Source organism: Shuttleworthella sp. (assembly GCF_057251025.1).
Genome location: NZ_DBHIDN010000015.1, coordinates 20,997 through 38,995, shown reverse-complemented (window position 1 = coordinate 38,995; position 17,999 = coordinate 20,997). Strand labels below are relative to the sequence as shown.

The 17,999-nt window shown below is 55.6% G+C and carries 9 protein-coding genes and 1 pseudogene; 7 read left to right on the top strand and 3 right to left on the bottom strand.

The window, feature by feature from the left end; genetic code table 11:
• Positions 1 to 272: pseudogene (locus ACO5R6_RS05230) on the top strand (hypothetical protein); the annotation flags it as partial.
• 154 nt (positions 273 to 426) lie between these two features.
• Here ACO5R6_RS05230 and htpG read toward each other — a convergent pair.
• Together htpG and ACO5R6_RS05220 are read right to left on the bottom strand one after the other, a co-directional pair.
• Positions 427 to 2,535, bottom strand: a complete 2,109-nt coding sequence (gene htpG / locus ACO5R6_RS05225; RefSeq protein ID WP_485626135.1) for a molecular chaperone HtpG — start codon at positions 2,533 to 2,535, stop codon at positions 427 to 429.
• Between the two features lie 161 nt (positions 2,536 to 2,696).
• Complete coding sequence (locus ACO5R6_RS05220) at positions 2,697 to 6,983, bottom strand: acyl-CoA dehydratase activase-related protein (RefSeq protein WP_485626133.1); 4,287 nt, start codon at positions 6,981 to 6,983, stop codon at positions 2,697 to 2,699.
• Between the two features lie 361 nt (positions 6,984 to 7,344).
• Here ACO5R6_RS05220 and ACO5R6_RS05215 point away from each other — a divergent pair, with 361 nt between their 5' ends.
• Together ACO5R6_RS05215 and ACO5R6_RS05210 are read left to right on the top strand one after the other, a co-directional pair.
• Positions 7,345 to 8,316: a rhomboid family intramembrane serine protease gene (locus tag ACO5R6_RS05215; protein WP_485626132.1), complete on the top strand. Its 972-nt coding sequence runs from the start codon at positions 7,345 to 7,347 to the stop codon at positions 8,314 to 8,316.
• 63 nt (positions 8,317 to 8,379) lie between these two features.
• On the top strand, positions 8,380 to 10,071 hold the full coding sequence (locus tag ACO5R6_RS05210) for a glutamine--tRNA ligase/YqeY domain fusion protein (RefSeq protein WP_485626131.1): 1,692 nt from the start codon (positions 8,380 to 8,382) through the stop codon (positions 10,069 to 10,071).
• 131 nt (positions 10,072 to 10,202) lie between these two features.
• On the opposite strand, the gene ACO5R6_RS05205 is transcribed toward ACO5R6_RS05210, so the two are convergent.
• Positions 10,203 to 11,435, bottom strand: coding sequence for an argininosuccinate synthase (locus tag ACO5R6_RS05205; RefSeq protein ID WP_485626130.1), 1,233 nt, complete (start codon positions 11,433 to 11,435; stop codon positions 10,203 to 10,205).
• Between the two features lie 369 nt (positions 11,436 to 11,804).
• Here ACO5R6_RS05205 and ACO5R6_RS05200 point away from each other — a divergent pair, with 369 nt between their 5' ends.
• From ACO5R6_RS05200 to argB, 4 genes are all read left to right on the top strand, one after another.
• A complete protein-coding gene (locus ACO5R6_RS05200) occupies positions 11,805 to 15,191 on the top strand; it encodes an RICIN domain-containing protein (protein ID WP_485626129.1) in 3,387 nt (1,128 codons plus the stop codon).
• 68 nt (positions 15,192 to 15,259) lie between these two features.
• A complete protein-coding gene (locus ACO5R6_RS05195) occupies positions 15,260 to 15,724 on the top strand; it encodes a GNAT family N-acetyltransferase (RefSeq protein ID WP_485626128.1) in 465 nt (154 codons plus the stop codon).
• 50 nt (positions 15,725 to 15,774) lie between these two features.
• A complete protein-coding gene (argJ, locus tag ACO5R6_RS05190; RefSeq protein WP_485626127.1) occupies positions 15,775 to 17,001 on the top strand; it encodes a bifunctional glutamate N-acetyltransferase/amino-acid acetyltransferase ArgJ in 1,227 nt (408 codons plus the stop codon).
• 106 nt (positions 17,002 to 17,107) lie between these two features.
• Entirely contained in the window at positions 17,108 to 17,983 is an 876-nt protein-coding gene (gene argB / locus ACO5R6_RS05185) for an acetylglutamate kinase (RefSeq protein ID WP_485626137.1), read from the top strand.
• Positions 17,984 to 17,999: the final 16 nt, after the last annotated feature.

Here is a 17,999-nt window from a genome sequence, read left to right as displayed (position 1 = left end):
TCTATTTACAAGGCTTTGAAGGGGTTTTCATCAACACGTTTTGTCCTATAACTCGAATAAAAGCGGTTTACTGGTGGTGTTACATGCACTCACCAGAACCGCTTTCATTGTCTGAAATATTAAATATAATGCCCACTGACAAGAGCATAGCTGCCATATACAAAAAGATGAGTGAGAAGCAAAAACTAGAAAAAAGCCTCTCGATATGGGGAGATGCTATTGTTTGGAGCGACTTCCATAAGGTGGACAGATTCTATGATCAATGGGATTAGCCATCAACACGTTTTGTCCTATAACCCTACATGAAGAGCCCTCCGGGGCGATGGGGCAAGCTGCTTGATCCATCGCCCCGGAGGGCTTTTTTTATTCGTTGGAATTGTAATTCTTATTATTTCAAAAACATGTGGAAGGGGATCTGCCGGGAGATCACTTGGTCAGAGCCAGCATGATCTGATTGGACCTTGCGATGAAGGCCGTCATTTCCTCAGGAGACAGGGGATGATTGGCCAGGGCAGCCAGGTCATAGAGTTGGCGGCAGAAGTCCTCGGCACAGTCCGCCTGGGGATGCCGGAAGAGGTAGTCCACCAGCTCGTTTCCGACATTGAGCACCAGGGTCTCATTGCCGGGGAACATCTTGGGATCCATGCCGGCCATGCCGTACATCTTCATCATATCCTGCATGCGGCGGCCCTCCTCTTCCTGGGTCAGGAGAGAGGAGACGGAGGCATCCTTGAACTTGGCGACGGAGACAGACAGCTTGTCGTTGCCGACTGCCTTGCGGAAGAGGGCGGTCAGAGCGTCATTGGCCTCCTTTAAGTCCTCATCGGAGACATCCTCTGTCATAGAATCGGTCAGGTCAGAGTCGATGCGCTTGAAGCGGTAGTGGTCATTGCGCTGCTCCAACTGTGTGATGAAGGAGGAGTCGATGGTCGTGTTCAGGATCACGGCATCCATGCCCTGGGCCCTGAACATATTGATGTACTGGATCTGCTGCTGCTCATCCGTGACATAGTAGACGGTCTTCTTGTCAGCTTCTGCCGGAGTCTCGGCAGGGTCCGTCGCCTCTTTGGGATCTGCCTGGGCCTCGGCGGAATCTTCCGCAGCCTCTTTAGAATCCGCCTGTGTCTGAGCAGAGTCTTCCTCAGTTTTCTCATCGGGCTTGACTAAGAGGTCAGGCAGGGTCCGGAATTTGCCCTCGATGTCCTTGAAGAGGATGTAGTCGTTCATGCGGTCGCAGAACTTATTGTCTCTGAGACAGCCGTACTTGATGAAGGGGGCGATGTCCTCCCAGTACTTCTCATAATTTTCCCGGTCCGTCTTGCAGAGACCGGACAGCTTGTCCGCAACCTTCTTGGAGATGTAATCGGCGATCTTGCGTACAAAGCCGTCGTTCTGCAGGGCAGAGCGGGAGACGTTGAGGGGGAGGTCCGGACAGTCGATCACACCCTTTAGGAGGAGGAGATACTCCGGGATGACCTCCTTGATATTGTCTGCGACAAAGACCTGATTGTTGTAGAGCTTGATCGTCCCCTCGATGGATTCGTACTCGCTGTTGATGCGGGGGAAGTAGAGGATGCCCTTGAGGTTGAAGGGGTAGTCCATGTTGAGATGAATCCAGAAGAGGGGCTCCTTGTAATCCATGAAGACTTTGCGGTAGAAGGCGCGGTACTCCTCATCACTGCAGTCGGACGGAGTTTTCGCCCAGAGGGGATTGGTGTCATTGAGGGGGACGGGCCGCTTGACGATCTTGCGCCGGTCTCTGGCGGGAGAGACTTCCACGGTCTCCTTGCTTCCGTCCTCCTTCTCCTTCTCCTCGTACTTGGCATCCTCATGGATCTCCTCAACGACCTGATCGGTCTCCAGGAGATCAGAGGCATCGATGGTCTCATACTCCTCGGGGGCATTGGCCTTGTTCAGGTAGATCTCCGTGGGCATGAAGGAGCAGTACTTCTCGATCACCTCACGAACCTTGTACTCGTTGGAGAATTCCAGACAGTCCTCATTCAAGTGCAGAGTGACCCTGGTGCCGACCTGCGAATAATCACCGTCCTCCATCCGGTACCGGGTGCCGCCGTCGCAGATCCAGTGAACCGGATCTGCCCCCTCCTGGCAGGACAGGGAGTCAATCTCCACCCGGTCTGCGACCATGAAGGCGGAGTAGAAGCCAAGGCCGAAATGCCCGATGATCTGGTCCTCGGAAGTCTTGTCCTTATACTTGTTGAGGAAATCCGTCGCACCGGAGAAGGCGATCTGGTTGATGTACTTGTCCAGCTCGTCAGCCGTCATGCCGATCCCGTTGTCCACAAAGACCAGGGTCTTGTCCTCCGGATTGACAGTGACCTGTATTCTCGCCTTGTAGTCCAAGGGGAGAGAGACCTCTCCCATAATATCCAGCTTGTGCAGCTTGGAAATCGCATCGCAGCCATTGGAGATCAGCTCGCGGATGAAGATATCGTGATCCTCATAGAGCCACTTCTTGATGACCGGAAAGATGTTTTCGGATGAAATGGATAAAGAACCTTCTTTTGAACTCATAAATCAATACGCTCCTTAAAATCGTTTTATGAACCGAAGGGAAGAGAGGGATGACCTCCCTCCGACCTACGGTTCCTATTTTAGGTTTCTGATTTTTGCTTGTCAATAGCACTCAAATGAAGAGAGTGCTAGTATCTTCATGCCAAGAGCGGGAAGACCGATCAGGCCATTTTTTTCTCCGCTTCCAGTTCTCTAGCCAGGTTCTTATTGGCCGTGGCCAGCATCAGCTTGATCCGGTTGAGCTGGTTGACCTCAGAGGCGCCGGGATCATAGTCGATGGCGGAGATATTGGCATCGGGGTGGAGCTGACGGATCTTCTTGATGACGCCCTTGCCCACGATGTGGTTGGGCAGGCAGCCGAAGGGCTGGATGCAGATGACGTTCTTGCAGTTGTCATGTACCAGTTCGAGCATCTCCCCGGTCAGGAACCAGCCCTCGCCGGTCTGGTTGCCCAGAGATACGATTTCTCTCGTCCGGTCGGCAGTCTCCTCGATGTGGGCGGGAGGGGTGAAACGGTTGGACTTCTCGAATTCCTGCCGGGCCGTCTTACGGAGCCACTCGAAGAATTTGATTCCCATGTTGCCCATTCTGGCGGACTTCTGCGAAAAGCCGAGGTTCTCAGCCTTGAAGTTGGTGTTGTAGAAGCAGTAGAGGAGGAAGTCAGTCAGGTCCGGCACGACTGCCTCCGCACCCTCATGCTCAAGAACGGACACCAGGTCATTGTTGGCGACGGGATGGTACTTGACCAGGATCTCGCCGACAATGCCGACGCGGGGCTTTCGCATGTCCTCATGGATGGGGAGCTCGTCGAAATCCCGGATGATCTGACGGCACATCTGCTTGTACCTGCGGTGGGAGAGAAGCTTCTTATCCGAACCGACAAAGTCCTTCACCTTCTTGGCCCAGCTCTCATGGAGGGCATTGGCGGAACCGGGGACCAGCTCATAGGGGCGGACCCGGTAGAGACAGCGGAGGAATATATCGCCGAACATCAGAGCATAGAGACCCCGCTGGATGAGAGAGGGCGTGAAGGAGAATCCCGGGTTCGGTTCCAGGCCGCTCAGGTTGATTGAGATGACAGGCACATTGGGATAGCCGGCCTTGATGAGGGCCCGGCGGATGAAACCGATATAGTTGGATGCCCGGCAGCCGCCTCCGGTCTGGGAGATCAGGATGGCAGTCCGGTCCATATCGTACTTGCCCGACTTGACGGCGGCCATGAACTGGCCGACGACGATCAAAGAGGGGTAGCAGGCATCGTTGTTGACATATTTGAGCCCCACATCGACGCATTCTCTGGCGGGAACGTCGGGGACCACCAGGTTGTAGCCGGCGGCATTGAAGGCCGGCATGAGCAGGTCGAAGTGGATGGGACTCATCTGGGGAGCCAGAATGGTGTACTTGGACTTCATGTCCTTGGTGAAGATCACCCGGTCGTAGGCTGATGACTCCACATGGCGCCGGTCTTTGCGGTCCTCGCGGACGCGGATGGCAGCCAGGAGCGAGCGGAGGCGGATGCGGGCGGCCCCTAAGTTGTTGACCTCATCAATCTTGAGGCAGGTATAGATCTTGCCGGATCCGGTCAGGATGTCAGCCACCTGATCCGTAGTGACGGCATCCAGGCCGCATCCGAAGGAGTTGAGCTGGATCAGGTCCAGATTCTCCTGCTTCTTGACGAAGTTGGCGGCGGCATACATACGGGTGTGGTACATCCACTGGTCCATGACAATGACCGGCCGCTCCTGGTCCAGCTGTCCCAGATGGGAGACAGAGTCCTCCGTCAGAACGGCGATGCCGTAGGAGGTAACCATGTCGGCGATGCCGTGGTTGATCTCCGGGTCGACATGGTAGGGACGGCCCGCTAGAACGATCCCCCGCCTGCCGGTCTCCCGGAGATATTGCAGGACTTCCTCGCCCTTTCTGCGGATGTCGGACCGGGCCTGATCCATCTCAAGCCAGCCGGCATGGGCGGCCCTGCGGATCTCATCTGCGGAGATATCCGGCAGGACTTGGGCGAAGTACTTGATCAGCTGGTCTGTCATGATTTCCTCGGAGGAGAGGGCGACGAAGGGGTTCAGGAAGGGAACCTGACCGCTGCTGATCTCATCCACGTTGTTCCGGATATTCTCCGCATACGAGGTGACAATGGGGCAGTTGTAATTATTGTTGGCGTCCGGGAACTCATTGCGCTCATAGGGGACGTCAGGATACCAGATGGCGTCGACCCCCTTATTGATCAGCCACTGAATATGGCCGTGGGTCAACTTGGCGGGATAGCACTCGGACTCAGACGGAATGGACTCGATTCCAAGCTCGTAAATCTTGCGGTTGGTCATGGGGGAGACCTGGATGCGGAAACCGAGCTCGGTCAGGAAGGTAGCCCAGAGAGGATAGTTCTCATACATGTTGAGGGCTCTCGGGATGCCGATGGTGCCCCGGGTCGCCTCTTCCTTCTTCAGGGGGGCGTAGCGGAAGATCCGCTTGAACTTATAGTCAAAGAGGTTGGGGATGTGGTCCGGGTTCTTCTCAAGACCCAGGCCGCGCTCGCAGCGGTTGCCGGTGATAAAGACCCGGCCGTCGTTGAAGAGGTCTTCAGTCAGAATGCAGTGGTTGTTGCAGAACTGACAGCGGCGGATATTGGTGGAATAGCTAAGGGACCGGATCTGGTCAATCGAGAGCATGCTTGTGGTCTGGTCCTTGGCGTAGCGCTCCCTGGCGATGAGAGCGGCCCCGAAGGCCCCCATGATTCCCGCGATATCGGGGCGGGTGGCGTGGACGCCGGAAATCCGCTCGAAAGCGCGCAAAACCGCATCATTGTAGAAGGTTCCTCCCTGAACCACAACATGCCGGCCCAGGTCGGAGGCATCTGAGAGCTTGATGACCTTGAAGAGGGCGTTCTTGATGACGGAATAGGCCAGTCCGGAGGAAATATCCGCGACAGAGGCGCCTTCCTTCTGCGCCTGCTTGACCTTGGAATTCATGAAGACGGTACAGCGGGTTCCCAGGTCAATGGGCTGCTTGGCATAGCGGGCCTCCTTGGCGAAGTCCTGAATGCTCAGATTCAGTGATTTGGCGAAGGTCTCCAGGAAGGAGCCGCAGCCGGCGGAACAGGCCTCGTTCAGCTGCACGGAGTCGACCATATTGTCCTTGATTTTGATGCACTTCATGTCCTGGCCGCCGATATCCAGGATACAGTCGACCTGGGGATCAAAGTGCTGGGCGGCGTAGAAATGAGCCACGGTCTCCACTTCGCCCTCTTCCAATTTGAGGGCGGATTTCATCAGGGCCTCTCCATAGCCGGTGGAGCAGGCGTGTACGATCCTTGCATCCGCAGGAAGCTTCTCGTAGATCTCCTCTAAGGACCTGCGGGCCGTCTCAAGGGGGTTGCCCTTGTTGTTGGAGTAGAAGGAATAGAGGAGGTCTCCGTCCTCGGATACCAGGGCAAGCTTGGTCGTGGTAGATCCGGAATCAATGCCCAGAAAGGCCCTGCCGTGGTAGTCCTCAAGGGGGGCTGTCTTGACGTGATTGTCCCCGTGAGCGGCCAGAAAATCCCGGTAGTCCGCCTCATCCGCAAAGAGAGGTTCCATGCGGGCAACCTCGATTTCCATCCGGATCTTGTGATTTAACTTGTCCCGGATGGACGCAAGGTCCATGACAACATCTTCATGGCAGTTGAGAGCACTTCCCATAGCTGCGAAGAGATGAGAGTTGTCAGGCATGAGGGCATGGTCTTCATCCAAGTGCAGGGTGCGGACAAAAGCCTGGCGGAGCTGGTCTAAGAAATGGAGGGGACCGCCCAGGAAGGCCACATGACCGCGGATGGGCTTACCGCAGGCCAGGCCGGAGATCGTCTGATTGACGACAGCCTGAAAGATGGAGGCAGCCAGGTCCTCTCTGGTAGCGCCCTCGTTGATCAGGGGCTGGATGTCCGTCTTGGCGAAGACACCGCAGCGGGAGGCGATCTGATAGAGGGACTTGTAGTTCTTGGCGTAGGCGTTGAGGCCGGAGGCGTCTGTCTGAATCAGGGAGGCCATCTGATCAATGAAGGAGCCTGTGCCGCCGGCGCAGACGCCGTTCATGCGCTGCTCGACATTGCCGTTCTCGAAGTAGATGATCTTGGCGTCCTCGCCGCCCAGCTCAATGGCGACATCGGTCTGGGGCAGGAAGGCCTGCAGGGAGCTGGCCACGGCGACAACCTCCTGCTCGAAAGGGATGCCCAGGTGCTTGGCCAGGGTCAGTCCGCCGGATCCGGTGATGACGGGAGATACCCTGACGTCTCCCGTGACAGAAAAGCATTTCTCCACCAGATCTCGCAGGGTCAGGCGGATATTGGCAAAGTGGCGCTCATAATCGGAGAAGAGAAGATGATTTTCTTCATCCAAAAGAGCGATTTTGACGGTGGTGGAACCGATGTCGATTCCGAGCTTGCAGATTCTTTCTTTGGACATGATTACTCCTTCATGTTGTGTCAGGCAATCCGAGCAGGGACCATACGCGTTGCTCGAAACACCCCGTATGCCTTTTCGCCACTGTCTTGCGGTCCGGCCGCTGAATCAGAAGCTCTCAGGTCCGAAGCGGATCCCTGTCAGGGATTCGCCTCGGCCAAAAGTCACATACATCCATGGTGTAAACAGGCTTCATTATAGTTCCTAACTTCTCCCGGCACAATGGAAGAAAGAGACAATCCGGAGGACAGTTTTTTGGTTTTGTCGTCAAATTGACAGTAAATCCGGGGTTTCATATAATAGTAAAATCCAGCGCAAAAGGGCATCCGGCCCATCGATAGCCCATCAATATAAGGAGAAATCTATGCTCGATAAAATGGAGAGAAAGCTGGGACGCTATGCCATCCCCAATCTGACTCTTTGGCTGATCGGCGGCTACATCATCGGCTATATCTTATACTACGCGACCCTCTCAAGCGGGGTGAATTTCATTGCGATGATGACATTAGAGCCCGACAGGATCATCCACCAGTTTGAGATCTGGCGCCTGTTCAGCTGGGTCATGATCCCGCCCTCATACAGCATCTTCTGGGGCCTGATCATGATGCTTTTCTACTATCAGCTGGGACGGATTCTGGAGCGGACCTGGGGAAGCTTCCGGTTCAATGTCTATATATTCAGCGGGATCCTCTTCACGGTGATCGGAGCCTTCATCCTGTACGGGCTGGCAAGTCTGGTCCATGCGGGACAGAGCGTGCCCAATATCGGAACTTATTTTTCGACTTCCTATATTAATATGTCGATTTTCCTGGCCTTCGCCGTTCTCTATGGAGACATGCAGGTCTATCTTTACTTCGTCATTCCCATCAAGATGCGCTGGCTGGCGCTTGTCTATGCGGGCCTCACCCTCTACGAGTTGCTCGCAACGGATTGGGGCGGAAGAGTGGCGATTATCGCGTCTCTGCTTAATTTCTTCATCTTCTTCCTGAGCAATCGGAAGAAGAAGTGGTCTGACCGGTCGACATCCGGCAGCGGGGCCGGCTGGAACGCCGGGCACCGAAGCCCCTGGGAGGCCTTCCGCTTTGACGGGCAGGATCCCTTTGCGGGAAGGGGGACCGGCCCATCTGACACCGGAGCCGGCTATAACCGGAGGACCTATGGTCAGAAGCCGGGGGCAAGCCCGGCGGACCGGGGAAAGATCAGCAGACACAAGTGCGCTGTCTGCGGGAGAACAGAGATCAGCAATCCGGAGCTTGAGTTTCGCTTCTGCTCCAAGTGCAATGGCAACTATGAGTACTGTCAGGATCATCTGTTCAATCACAAGCATGTGGTTTGAACAGGCAGAAGAGAAAGCATCCGTTGAGAAGAAGTCGCAGAGCGCGGTAGATTGGACAGGCAAATGGCAGAAGAAATGATGGAAAGAGAAGAGAGCAAGAGAGAGTCTCGCAATTTCATTGAGATGGCAATTGACAGGGACCTGGCAGAGGGGGTCTATGATCACGTGACGACCCGGTTCCCGCCGGAGCCGAACGGCTATCTCCACATAGGACATGCCAAGTCCATTCTCTTAAACTACGGCATTTCCCAAGAATATGGGGGACAGTTCCACCTCCGCTTCGATGATACCAATCCCACGAAGGAGAAGGACGAGTTCGTTGAGGCCATCAAGGCGGATATTCACTGGCTGGGAGTGGACTGGAAGGACCACCTCTATTTTGCGTCGGACTACTTCGGGCAGATGTATGACTATGCCAGAAAGCTGATCGCAGACGGCAAGGCATATGCCTCCGATCTGAGCGCAGACCGGATCAGGGAGACCAGGGGGAGCCTGACTGAGGCGGGAGAGGAAGATCCCAACCGCAACCGGCCCAAGGAGGAGAGCCTGTCCATTTTTGAGGATATGAGGGCCGGCAAGTACGAGGATGGGAGCATGGTCATCCGCGCCAGGATTGACATGGCCTCTCCCAACATCAATATGAGAGATCCGGTCATCTACCGGGTTGCCCACATGGAGCACCACCGGCAGGGCAAGGCCTGGTGCATCTATCCCATGTATGACTTTGCCCATCCCATCGAGGATGCGATTGAGGGAATCAGTCACTCCCTCTGCACCTTGGAATTCGAGGATCACAGACCCCTCTACGAGTGGGTTGTGAACAACTGCGACTTCTCCATGCCCCCGCGACAGATCGAGTTCGCCAAGATGTATCTGCGCAATGTCGTCACCGGAAAGCGCTATATCAAGCGTCTTGTGGAGGATGGCATTGTGGACGGATGGGATGATCCCCGCCTGGTATCCATCGCAGCGCTTCGGCGCCGGGGATTCACGCCGGAGTCCATCCGGAAGTTCGTGGAGATCTCAGGAGTCTCTAAGGCCAATTCAGCCATTGAGTATCCCCAGCTTGAGTACTGCATTCGAGAGGACCTAAAGCTCAGGGCCAAGAGGATGATGGCGGTTCTTGACCCGGTTATGCTTGTGATTGACAATTACCCGTCCGGACAGTCGGAGCTATTGACCATTCCCAATAATAAGGAAAATCCGGAACTCGGAGACAGGGAGGTGGCCTTCTCGGGAGAGCTCTACATCGACCGGGAGGATTTCATGGAGACACCGGCCAGGAAGTACCGCCGTCTCTATCCGGGCAATGAGGTCCGCCTCATGAACGCCTACTATGTGACCTGCACCTCCTGCGAGAAGGATGAGGATGGCAGGGTGACGGTAATCCACTGTAACTATGATCCCGCGACCAGGGGAGGCGATTCCGCCGATGGCCGTAAGGTCAGAGGGACCATCCACTGGGTTGACGCGAAGACGGCCAGGAGAGTTCCGATTCGTCTCTATGAGAACATCATCGATGAGGAGAAGGGGGTCTATAACGAGGACGGGTCCTTGAATTTGAATCCCAAGTCTCTCACGCTCTGCGAGGGCTATGTCGAAGCCGCGCTGGCAGAAGCAGAGCCGGAGGACAGGTTCCAGTTCGTCCGCCAGGGCTTCTTCGTAGCGGACCGGAAGGACTCAAAGCCCGGACAGCCCGTCTACAATCGGATTGTGGGACTCAAGTCATCCTATAGCCTGCCGGCAGACCGGTAAGGGCCGGGCTTTCTGACACAGGAAGATGGCAGAGTATTTGAAGATAGCAGAGTATTTACAGAGTAAAAGACCGATCCTCCGCGGAGGGCCGGTCTTTTACTTTGACTTAAATGATAGGAGAAAAGGGGAGATTATTTACCCTTGGTCTTGTTCTCCACCTGATCGAGCATTTGGGCGCGAACCTTCAGGGGGAGGCCGAAGAGGGTGATGAAGCCCTGGGCGTCATGGTGGTCATACTGGTCACCGGTGGTGAAGGAGGCCAGGGACTCGGAGTAAAGAGAGTAGGGGGAGCTGGTTCCGGCCTTGATGATGTTGCCCTTGTAGAGTTTGAACTTGACCTGGCCGGTCACATAGGTCTGCGTTGAGAGGACGAAGGCCCGCAAGGCCTCGGAGAGGGGGGTGAACCACTTGCCCTCGTAGACAACCTGAGCCAGCTTATTGCCGATGTTCTTCTTCTCCTCCATGGTGGCCCGATCGATGCAGAGCTCCTCTAACTGACGATGGGCCTCCATCAGGATGGTTCCGCCTGGGGTCTCATAGACGCCGCGGGACTTCATGCCGACCACGCGATTCTCCACAATGTCTATGATACCGATCCCGTGCTTGCCGCCCAGTCGGTTCAACTCGCGTATGATATCCGCAGGCTTCATCTGCTTGCCGTTGACGGAGACGGGAATGCCGGACTCGAAGGTCATGGTCACTTCCTCGGCTTCATCGGGGGCTTTCTGGGGGGTATTGGACAGGACCAGAAGATGTTCATAGTTGGGGGACAGAGAGGGGTCCTCCAGCTCCAGTCCCTCGTGGGAGATGTGCCAGAGATTTCGGTCGCGGCTGTATGACTCGTCCACATCGAAGGGGAGGTCTATGCCGTGGGCCTTGCAGTAGTCGATCTCGTCCTGGCGGGACTGGAGGGTCCACTTGTCATCCCGCCAGGGGGCAATGATTTCAATGTCGGGAGCCAGGGCCTTGATTGACAGTTCAAAGCGAATCTGGTCATTTCCCTTGCCGGTGGCGCCGTGGCAGATGGCGACCGCGTGCTCTTTGCGGGCGATTTCCACCAGCTTCTTGGCAATCCCGGGACGGGCCATGGAAGTGCCGAGCAGGTACTTATTCTCATAGACCGCATCGGCCATGACACAGGGAATGATATAGTCCTCGGCGAAGGAATCCGTGATGTCCTCGATATAGAGCTTGGAAGCGCCGCAGTAGCGCGCTCTCTCTTCCAGACCGTCCAGTTCCTCTCCCTGTCCGCAGTCGACGCAGCAGCATACGACGTCGTATCCATAGTTTTCCTTGAGCCAGGGGATGATCGCGGTGGTGTCCAGGCCACCGGAGTAAGCAAGAATTACCTTATCGTTCGCCATGGTGTCATGTCCTTTCCTAAGTGCTTCGTGTTGTGATCTAAATATACAGGAAGAAGGGATCGGCAATCAAGTGTAAAAATATACATAAATCAAGAATAATAATACATCCGTAAAAGAAAAATTACTAAAAATCACTGGAATAAACACCAAATTTTTGAATGGCAAAGAAGAAAAGAATATGAGAATATATTCATATCTACTTGTAAAGGGGCAGTAAAAGGGTATAAGATGAGCAGGTCCCGGGTCAGCTTTCCGGCCCATAGGGAGTGAAGGGAAATGACTTTGTGCAATGGAAATAGGGACAGACAGAGTCTAAATCCTCTATAATACGAGAAGTTATTGACAGGCCATGCATTACAGAGAGTGAAGATGAAGAAAAGAACGAAGATATTGGCAGTGATGGCATTGACGATTGCCGTTGGTGTGACAGGTCTCGGAGTCGGGCTTCAGGCAAGTGCGGCGGACTTTGGAAGTCAGGATGAGAACCCGACGGCTTCTTCAGCGTATTCGCATCCCTTGTCCCAAGAGGAGAGGGGATCAGGAGCGGATCAGACCATGGACTCGTCCCCGAATGAGAAAGCGGCGGAGAACGGACAGGGGGTCTCGGGACAGACGGACAAAGAGCCGTCTCAGCTTGAAAATGAGGCCGATGCGGCAGATAAAACAGAGAAGGACCATTCAAAGACCCAAGAATCCAAGGTCAGGAGCAGAAGAAGTGCTCCTGAGGATGCCGGCCTGTCCGCGGATGCGGCAGAGGGAAGAGGACAGGATGCTTACTCTGTATCCGATCAGGGCAATCAGGGAAATGTGATCAACAACGGGATCTATTACATCGCATCAGCCGCTGATGGGAGACAGGTCCTTGATATCGCCGGAGGCAACCGGAGCAATGGGGCGAATGTACAGCTGTATCGGAAGAACGGAACCAAGGCCCAGCAATTTCTTCTGACCTATCATCCGGAGGGCTACTACAGCATCCAATCGGCTCTGAGCGGCCGCCTCTTGGAGGTTCAATACGGAAGCAGAGAGAAGGGGGCCAATGTCGATGTCTATGAGGGAAATGAGACAGATGCCCAGAGGTGGGTCCTCCAGAAAACAGGGGACGGATTCTTCCAGTTGTGCAATGTTGGATCGGGCCTCTACTTAAATCTCGCCGGAGGAAACACGGCAAACGGAACCAATGCGGAGGTCAATCAGGAGAGCGCAGGCAAGGCCCAGAAATTCCGTCTGCTGCCTGCGATCGAGGAAGATTCTGACCTAAAGCTCGAGGAGGGCAGCTATTATATCGCCGCATCGACAGACCATGAGAAGGTGATGGATATTCCGGCCGGAAAGGCCATCAGCGGAGCCAACGTGCAGGTCTATAGCAAAAATAAGACCAAGGCCCAACAGTACCGCTTTGTCTCTCGGGGGAAGGGCTATTACAGCATTCACGCCCTGCTGACAGACCGGGTGCTGGATGTTGCTTCTGCCTCCAGGAAAGAAGGGGCCAATGTCCAGCTCTATGACTACAATGGCAGCGACGCCCAGCTCTGGAAGGCACAGTCCCTCGGGAGGGGCGCCTATTGCTTTGTCTCCAAGCTCTCCGGGAAGTATCTGACCATGGCAGGGGCCCCTCTTGCCAACGGGACCAATGTCCAGGTCAACCGGAAGGGCGCAGCCGGGACCAGGGAGTTCTATCTGAGCCAAAGCGGGGACGAGGGAAAAGGGGGGATCCAACCCCAGCAGGTTCTGTCCAACGGGACCTATCTGATCGCCTCTGCCAAGAATGGCAACAGGGTCCTTGATATCCCCTCCGGAGATGGAAGAAATGGTGCCAACGTCCAGATCTATGATCGGAATGACACGGCGGCCCAGCGCTACACCTTCATGTATCGCGGAGACGGGACCTATACCATCTACAATGCGTCCACCGGGCGCGTCTTGGACGTATCCGGAGCCAACCGGGACAATGGGGCCAATGTCCAGATCTATGACCGCAATGACAGCCCGGCCCAGCGCTGGAAGCTTGCGATCACCGAGGATGGGCACTATCGCATCATCTCCGCCCTGTCCGACAAGGTCCTGGACCTGGCCGAAAACAAAACGGCCAATGGGACCAATGTTCAGCTCTGGGAATACGGCGGAGGGATGAATCAGAAATTTTCCCTGATCAAGGCCGGGAACGTCGCCGGAATCGGGGACGGTGTATTTGAATTACACTCGGCTCTGAGTGACCGAAAAGCAGCGGATCTGGCCGGAGCCAGCATGGACAACGGGAGCAATTTACAGATCTATGACGGGAATGGAAGCCGGGCCCAGCGCTTCATCTTCAGCAAGAATTCCGACGGAAGTTATCGGATCACATCGGCCCAGTCCGGGAAGCTTGTCACTTATGACGGGGGAGGACAGAGCGGAGCCAATGTCTTCTTAAGAGAGAGTGATGACAGTATCAACCAGCGCTTTTACCTGGCAGATGCGGGCGGCGGAAGGATCTGGCTTCTGCCTGCCCACAACCGGTCTGCCGTTCTTGACCTTACCGCCGGGAATACGAGAAACGGGAGCAATCTGCAGGTCTATGACTGGAACGGGTCTAAGGCGCAGATCTTTCGCCTTGAGAGGACGGATGCCAGGAGCCTGGCGGACGGCAACAACTACAGGATCCACGCCTACAATAATCCGGGACAGGTGATTGACATTCGTGCAGCTTCCAAGGAGAACGGGGTCGGTGCGGGCCTCTATGAGAAGAACAATACGAATGCCCAGCGTTTTCAAATTGTCTATGACGAGCGCGGCTATTACACCATTCGAAATGTCAACTCACGCAAAGATCTAGAGGTAGAAGCCGCAAGCCATGCGAACGGAGCCAGAATTCAACAGTATGCAGGCAATGACACTCTGGCGCAGAAGTGGATCATCCATGAGGCGGAGAAGGGTAGCTACACCTTCATCAATATGGCAAGCTCCAAGGTTATGGATATCCCCGACGGACGCGCCTACAGCGGAGCGAAGGTCCAGCAGTGGTTCTGGGGCGGGAATAACGCGCAGAAGTTCACCCTCTCAGACCTGGGCTGGGACGAACCTGTAAACCGCAATTCCATTGCCTATGATGAGTTCAACAGGCTAAGCCACCAGGAACGGTTTGCCACGACCGGGAAGCATCTGGGAATCGATGTATCCAAGCACAACGGAACGATCGACTGGCAGGAGGTCAAGAAGGCGGGGGTCGAGTTCGCCATCATCCGCGTGGGCAACAGGGGTGTTCAGGACGGCTCCTTGCATTCGGATCCATACGCGATCCGGAACCTGCAGGAGGCAAAGGCGGCCGGCCTTAAGGTGGGGGTCTATTTCTACTCGCAGGCGCTTAATGCCCGGGAGGGAGAAGAGGAAGCAAGGCATGCTGTTGCCCTTGTGAGGCAGTCGGGGATTCGCCCGGACCTCCCTGTCTTCATGGACTATGAGTACTACACCACGACCAGCGGACGCCTGGCCCTGGCTCATATTTCAAAGGACAGGGCGACAGAGGCGGCACAGGCCTTCTATCGGTATGTAACGCAAGAGGGATACCAATCGGGCATCTATGCCAGCAAGTCCTTCTTCTATGAGCAACTGCATCCGGACCAGCTGAGCGGAGTCATCTGGCTTGCCCACTACAGTCCCAATCTCCGGACCGACTATAAGGGAAACTTCAATCTCTGGCAGTACAGCTCGACAGGTCATGTACCCGGGATACAGAAGGGCAAGGGAAATGTCGATATGAATGTCTTGTATGAGTGATGGCGTAAGAGAGCCATCAGGCGGGCTGACGGGATGTGAATCGAAGAGGCGGATCAAAGAGGTGACAGATGAGAGCGGATCGAAGTTACAATATTCGCACCATGCGGGAAGAAGACTATGACCGGGTCCGCGCTCTCTGGGAGAGCATCGATGGGCTTCGCCTGCGCGAAATCGATGACTCCAGGGCCGGCATAGGCCGCTTTATCCGTCGCAATCCGACAACTTCGGTTGTGGCGGAAGTGGATGGAGAGATCGTAGGGACGATCCTCTGCGGGCACGACGGGAGAGAGGGAAGTCTCTACCATGTCTGTGTTGCCAAGCCCTTCCGGGAGCAGGGGATCGGAAAGGCAATGGTCTCAAGAGCCATGCAGGCCTTGCACAGGGAGCAGATCAATAAGCTGACCCTGATCGCGTTCAAGTCCAATGACCTGGGAAACGGGTTCTGGCAGGGTGAGGGATTTCAATTCCGGGAAGATATTAACAGCTATGAAGTCACGCTCAAGAGGGAGGACTTAAGCTCATTTGACCCATGAGGCTTACCGGAGGATGCAGAAGAGAGGAAGGATCAAGACAGGAGGCGCATATGTACCAGAAGATTGATGGCGGCGTTACTGCGGCCATAGGCTTCCTCGCAGGCCACACAGCCGCGGGAATCAAGTACCGGAAGAGAGACGATATGGCTATGCTGGTCTCGGATACTCCCTGCTCTGCGGCGGGAACCTTCACCAGGAATGTCGTCAAGGCGGCCCCGGTTCTCTGGGACAGGCAGCTGATCAAGGAGGGGGGTCCCATACGGGCGATTGTGGTCAATGCGGGAATCGCCAATGCCTGTACCGGGCAGAAGGGACTTGAGATCTGCGGTCAGACGGCAGAGTGCGCGGCAGAGAGCCTGGGACTTATCCCCAAAGAGGTTCTGCTGGCCTCGACCGGAGTCATCGGGATGAAGCTTCCGATCGATCGGGTCTGTGCCGGGATCCGAGCCATGGCATCCGACCTAAAGCCGGACCTTGCGGCGGGACGCAGGGCGGCGCAGGCGATCATGACGACGGACACGAGGACCAAGGAGGCAGCGGTATCTCTGACCCTGGACGGGCGACGCGTGACCATCGGAGGAATGGCCAAGGGCAGCGGGATGATCCATCCGGATATGTGCACCATGCTCTGCTTCATCACGACCGACTGCGCGATCGAGCAGAGCCTGCTCCGGCAGGCCCTGTCAACCGTAGTCCCGGACAGCTTCAACATGATCAGCGTGGATGGAGATACCTCGACCAATGACAGCTGCTTGCTTTTGGCCAACGGGCGGGCAGATAACCGGATCATCGACAGGAAGAATGAGGACTACGAGGCATTCACCCGGGCCCTGGCGGAAGTCTGCACCAGCCTGGCCCGGCAGATGGCCGCAGACGGCGAGGGGGCCAGCTGCCTCTTTGAGGTCAAGCTGGTCAACGCCCGCTCGGACGCGGATGCCAGGACCCTGGCCAAGTCTGTGGTGACCTCCTCCCTGACCAAGGCTGCAATCTACGGCCACGATGCCAACTGGGGCCGGATCCTGTGCGCACTTGGATATTCCGGCGTGGATTTTGATCCGGACCGGGTGGATCTCTACTTCGCGTCTGCCAAGGGGAAGATCCGGCTGGTGAAGGACGGTCTGGCCCTCGACTACAAGGAGAGCGAGGCGACAGAAATTCTGACTGCGCCGGAAGTGACCGTCATTTGCGACATGAAGCAGGGCAATCACGGGGCCACGGCCTGGGGCTGCGACCTGACACATGAGTATGTCAATATCAACGCGGACTATCGGTCATGAGCACTGTGATCTGGCGGTGACTTAGGAATCGGACCTTTAGCAGGCAGCAGATCTTTCGCGGGAAAAGAGGAGACAGGTGGAAAACGGCGTTATTTCAAATCAGAAGATGGAAGAGGCACAGGACAAGGCCTCGATCCTGATCGAGGCAATCCCATATATCAAGCGCTTTAACCGCAAGGTGATTGTCATCAAGTACGGCGGCAGCGCCATGCTGGATGAGGAGCTGAAGAGGGACGTCATTCAGGATGTCGTCCTGCTCAAACTGGTCGGCTTCAAGCCGGTGATTGTGCACGGCGGGGGCAGGGAAATCAGCAAGTGGATCGAGAAGGTCGGCATGGAACCGAGCTTCATCAACGGTCTGCGGGTGACCGATCAAGCCACCATGGAAATTGTAGAGATGGTCTTGAATCGGGTGAATAAGTCGCTCGTTCGTATGGTTGAAGAGCAGGGAATTCATGCGGTAGGTATTTCCGGCAAGGATGGCGGCCTGCTCAAGGTCACAAAGAAGGAGTCGGATGGCCGGGATATCGGCTATGTGGGAGAGGTCAAAGAAGTCCAGCCCAAGATCCTGATTGACCTTCTGCAGAGAGATTTCCTCCCCATTGTCTGTCCGGTTGGCTATGACGACCATTACGATACCTATAATATCAATGCAGACACTGCCGCCTGCGCGATTGCCAGGGAGCTCCAGGCAGAGAAGCTGGCTTTTCTGACAGATATCGAGGGAGTCTACCAGGATCCCGATGACCCTGAGAGCCTGATCTCTGAGCTGACAGTCTCCGAGGCCCGCAAGCTGATTGAGGACGGGGCGATCCGAGGCGGCATGCTGCCGAAGCTCGACAACTGTATTGACGCGATTGACCATGGCGTGAACCGGGTCCATATTCTGGACGGGCGTCTGGCCCACTGCCTGCTTCTTGAGATTTTTACCAAGAAGGGAGTGGGGACCGCTATGCTCTCGGATGACGCCGAGAAAATATGATCTATAGAAAGAGGAG

Coding starts and splice junctions, on each gene's coding strand:
- htpG (WP_485626135.1), bottom strand. CDS start 2,535: ATGAGTTCAAAAGAAGGTTCTTTATCCATTTCATCCGAAAACATCTTT.
- ACO5R6_RS05220 (WP_485626133.1), bottom strand. CDS start 6,983: ATGTCCAAAGAAAGAATCTGCAAGCTCGGAATCGACATCGGTTCCACC.
- ACO5R6_RS05215 (WP_485626132.1), top strand. CDS start 7,345: ATGCTCGATAAAATGGAGAGAAAGCTGGGACGCTATGCCATCCCCAAT.
- ACO5R6_RS05210 (WP_485626131.1), top strand. CDS start 8,380: ATGGCAGAAGAAATGATGGAAAGAGAAGAGAGCAAGAGAGAGTCTCGC.
- ACO5R6_RS05205 (WP_485626130.1), bottom strand. CDS start 11,435: ATGGCGAACGATAAGGTAATTCTTGCTTACTCCGGTGGCCTGGACACC.
- ACO5R6_RS05200 (WP_485626129.1), top strand. CDS start 11,805: ATGAAGAAAAGAACGAAGATATTGGCAGTGATGGCATTGACGATTGCC.
- ACO5R6_RS05195 (WP_485626128.1), top strand. CDS start 15,260: ATGAGAGCGGATCGAAGTTACAATATTCGCACCATGCGGGAAGAAGAC.
- argJ (WP_485626127.1), top strand. CDS start 15,775: ATGTACCAGAAGATTGATGGCGGCGTTACTGCGGCCATAGGCTTCCTC.
- argB (WP_485626137.1), top strand. CDS start 17,108: ATGGAAGAGGCACAGGACAAGGCCTCGATCCTGATCGAGGCAATCCCA.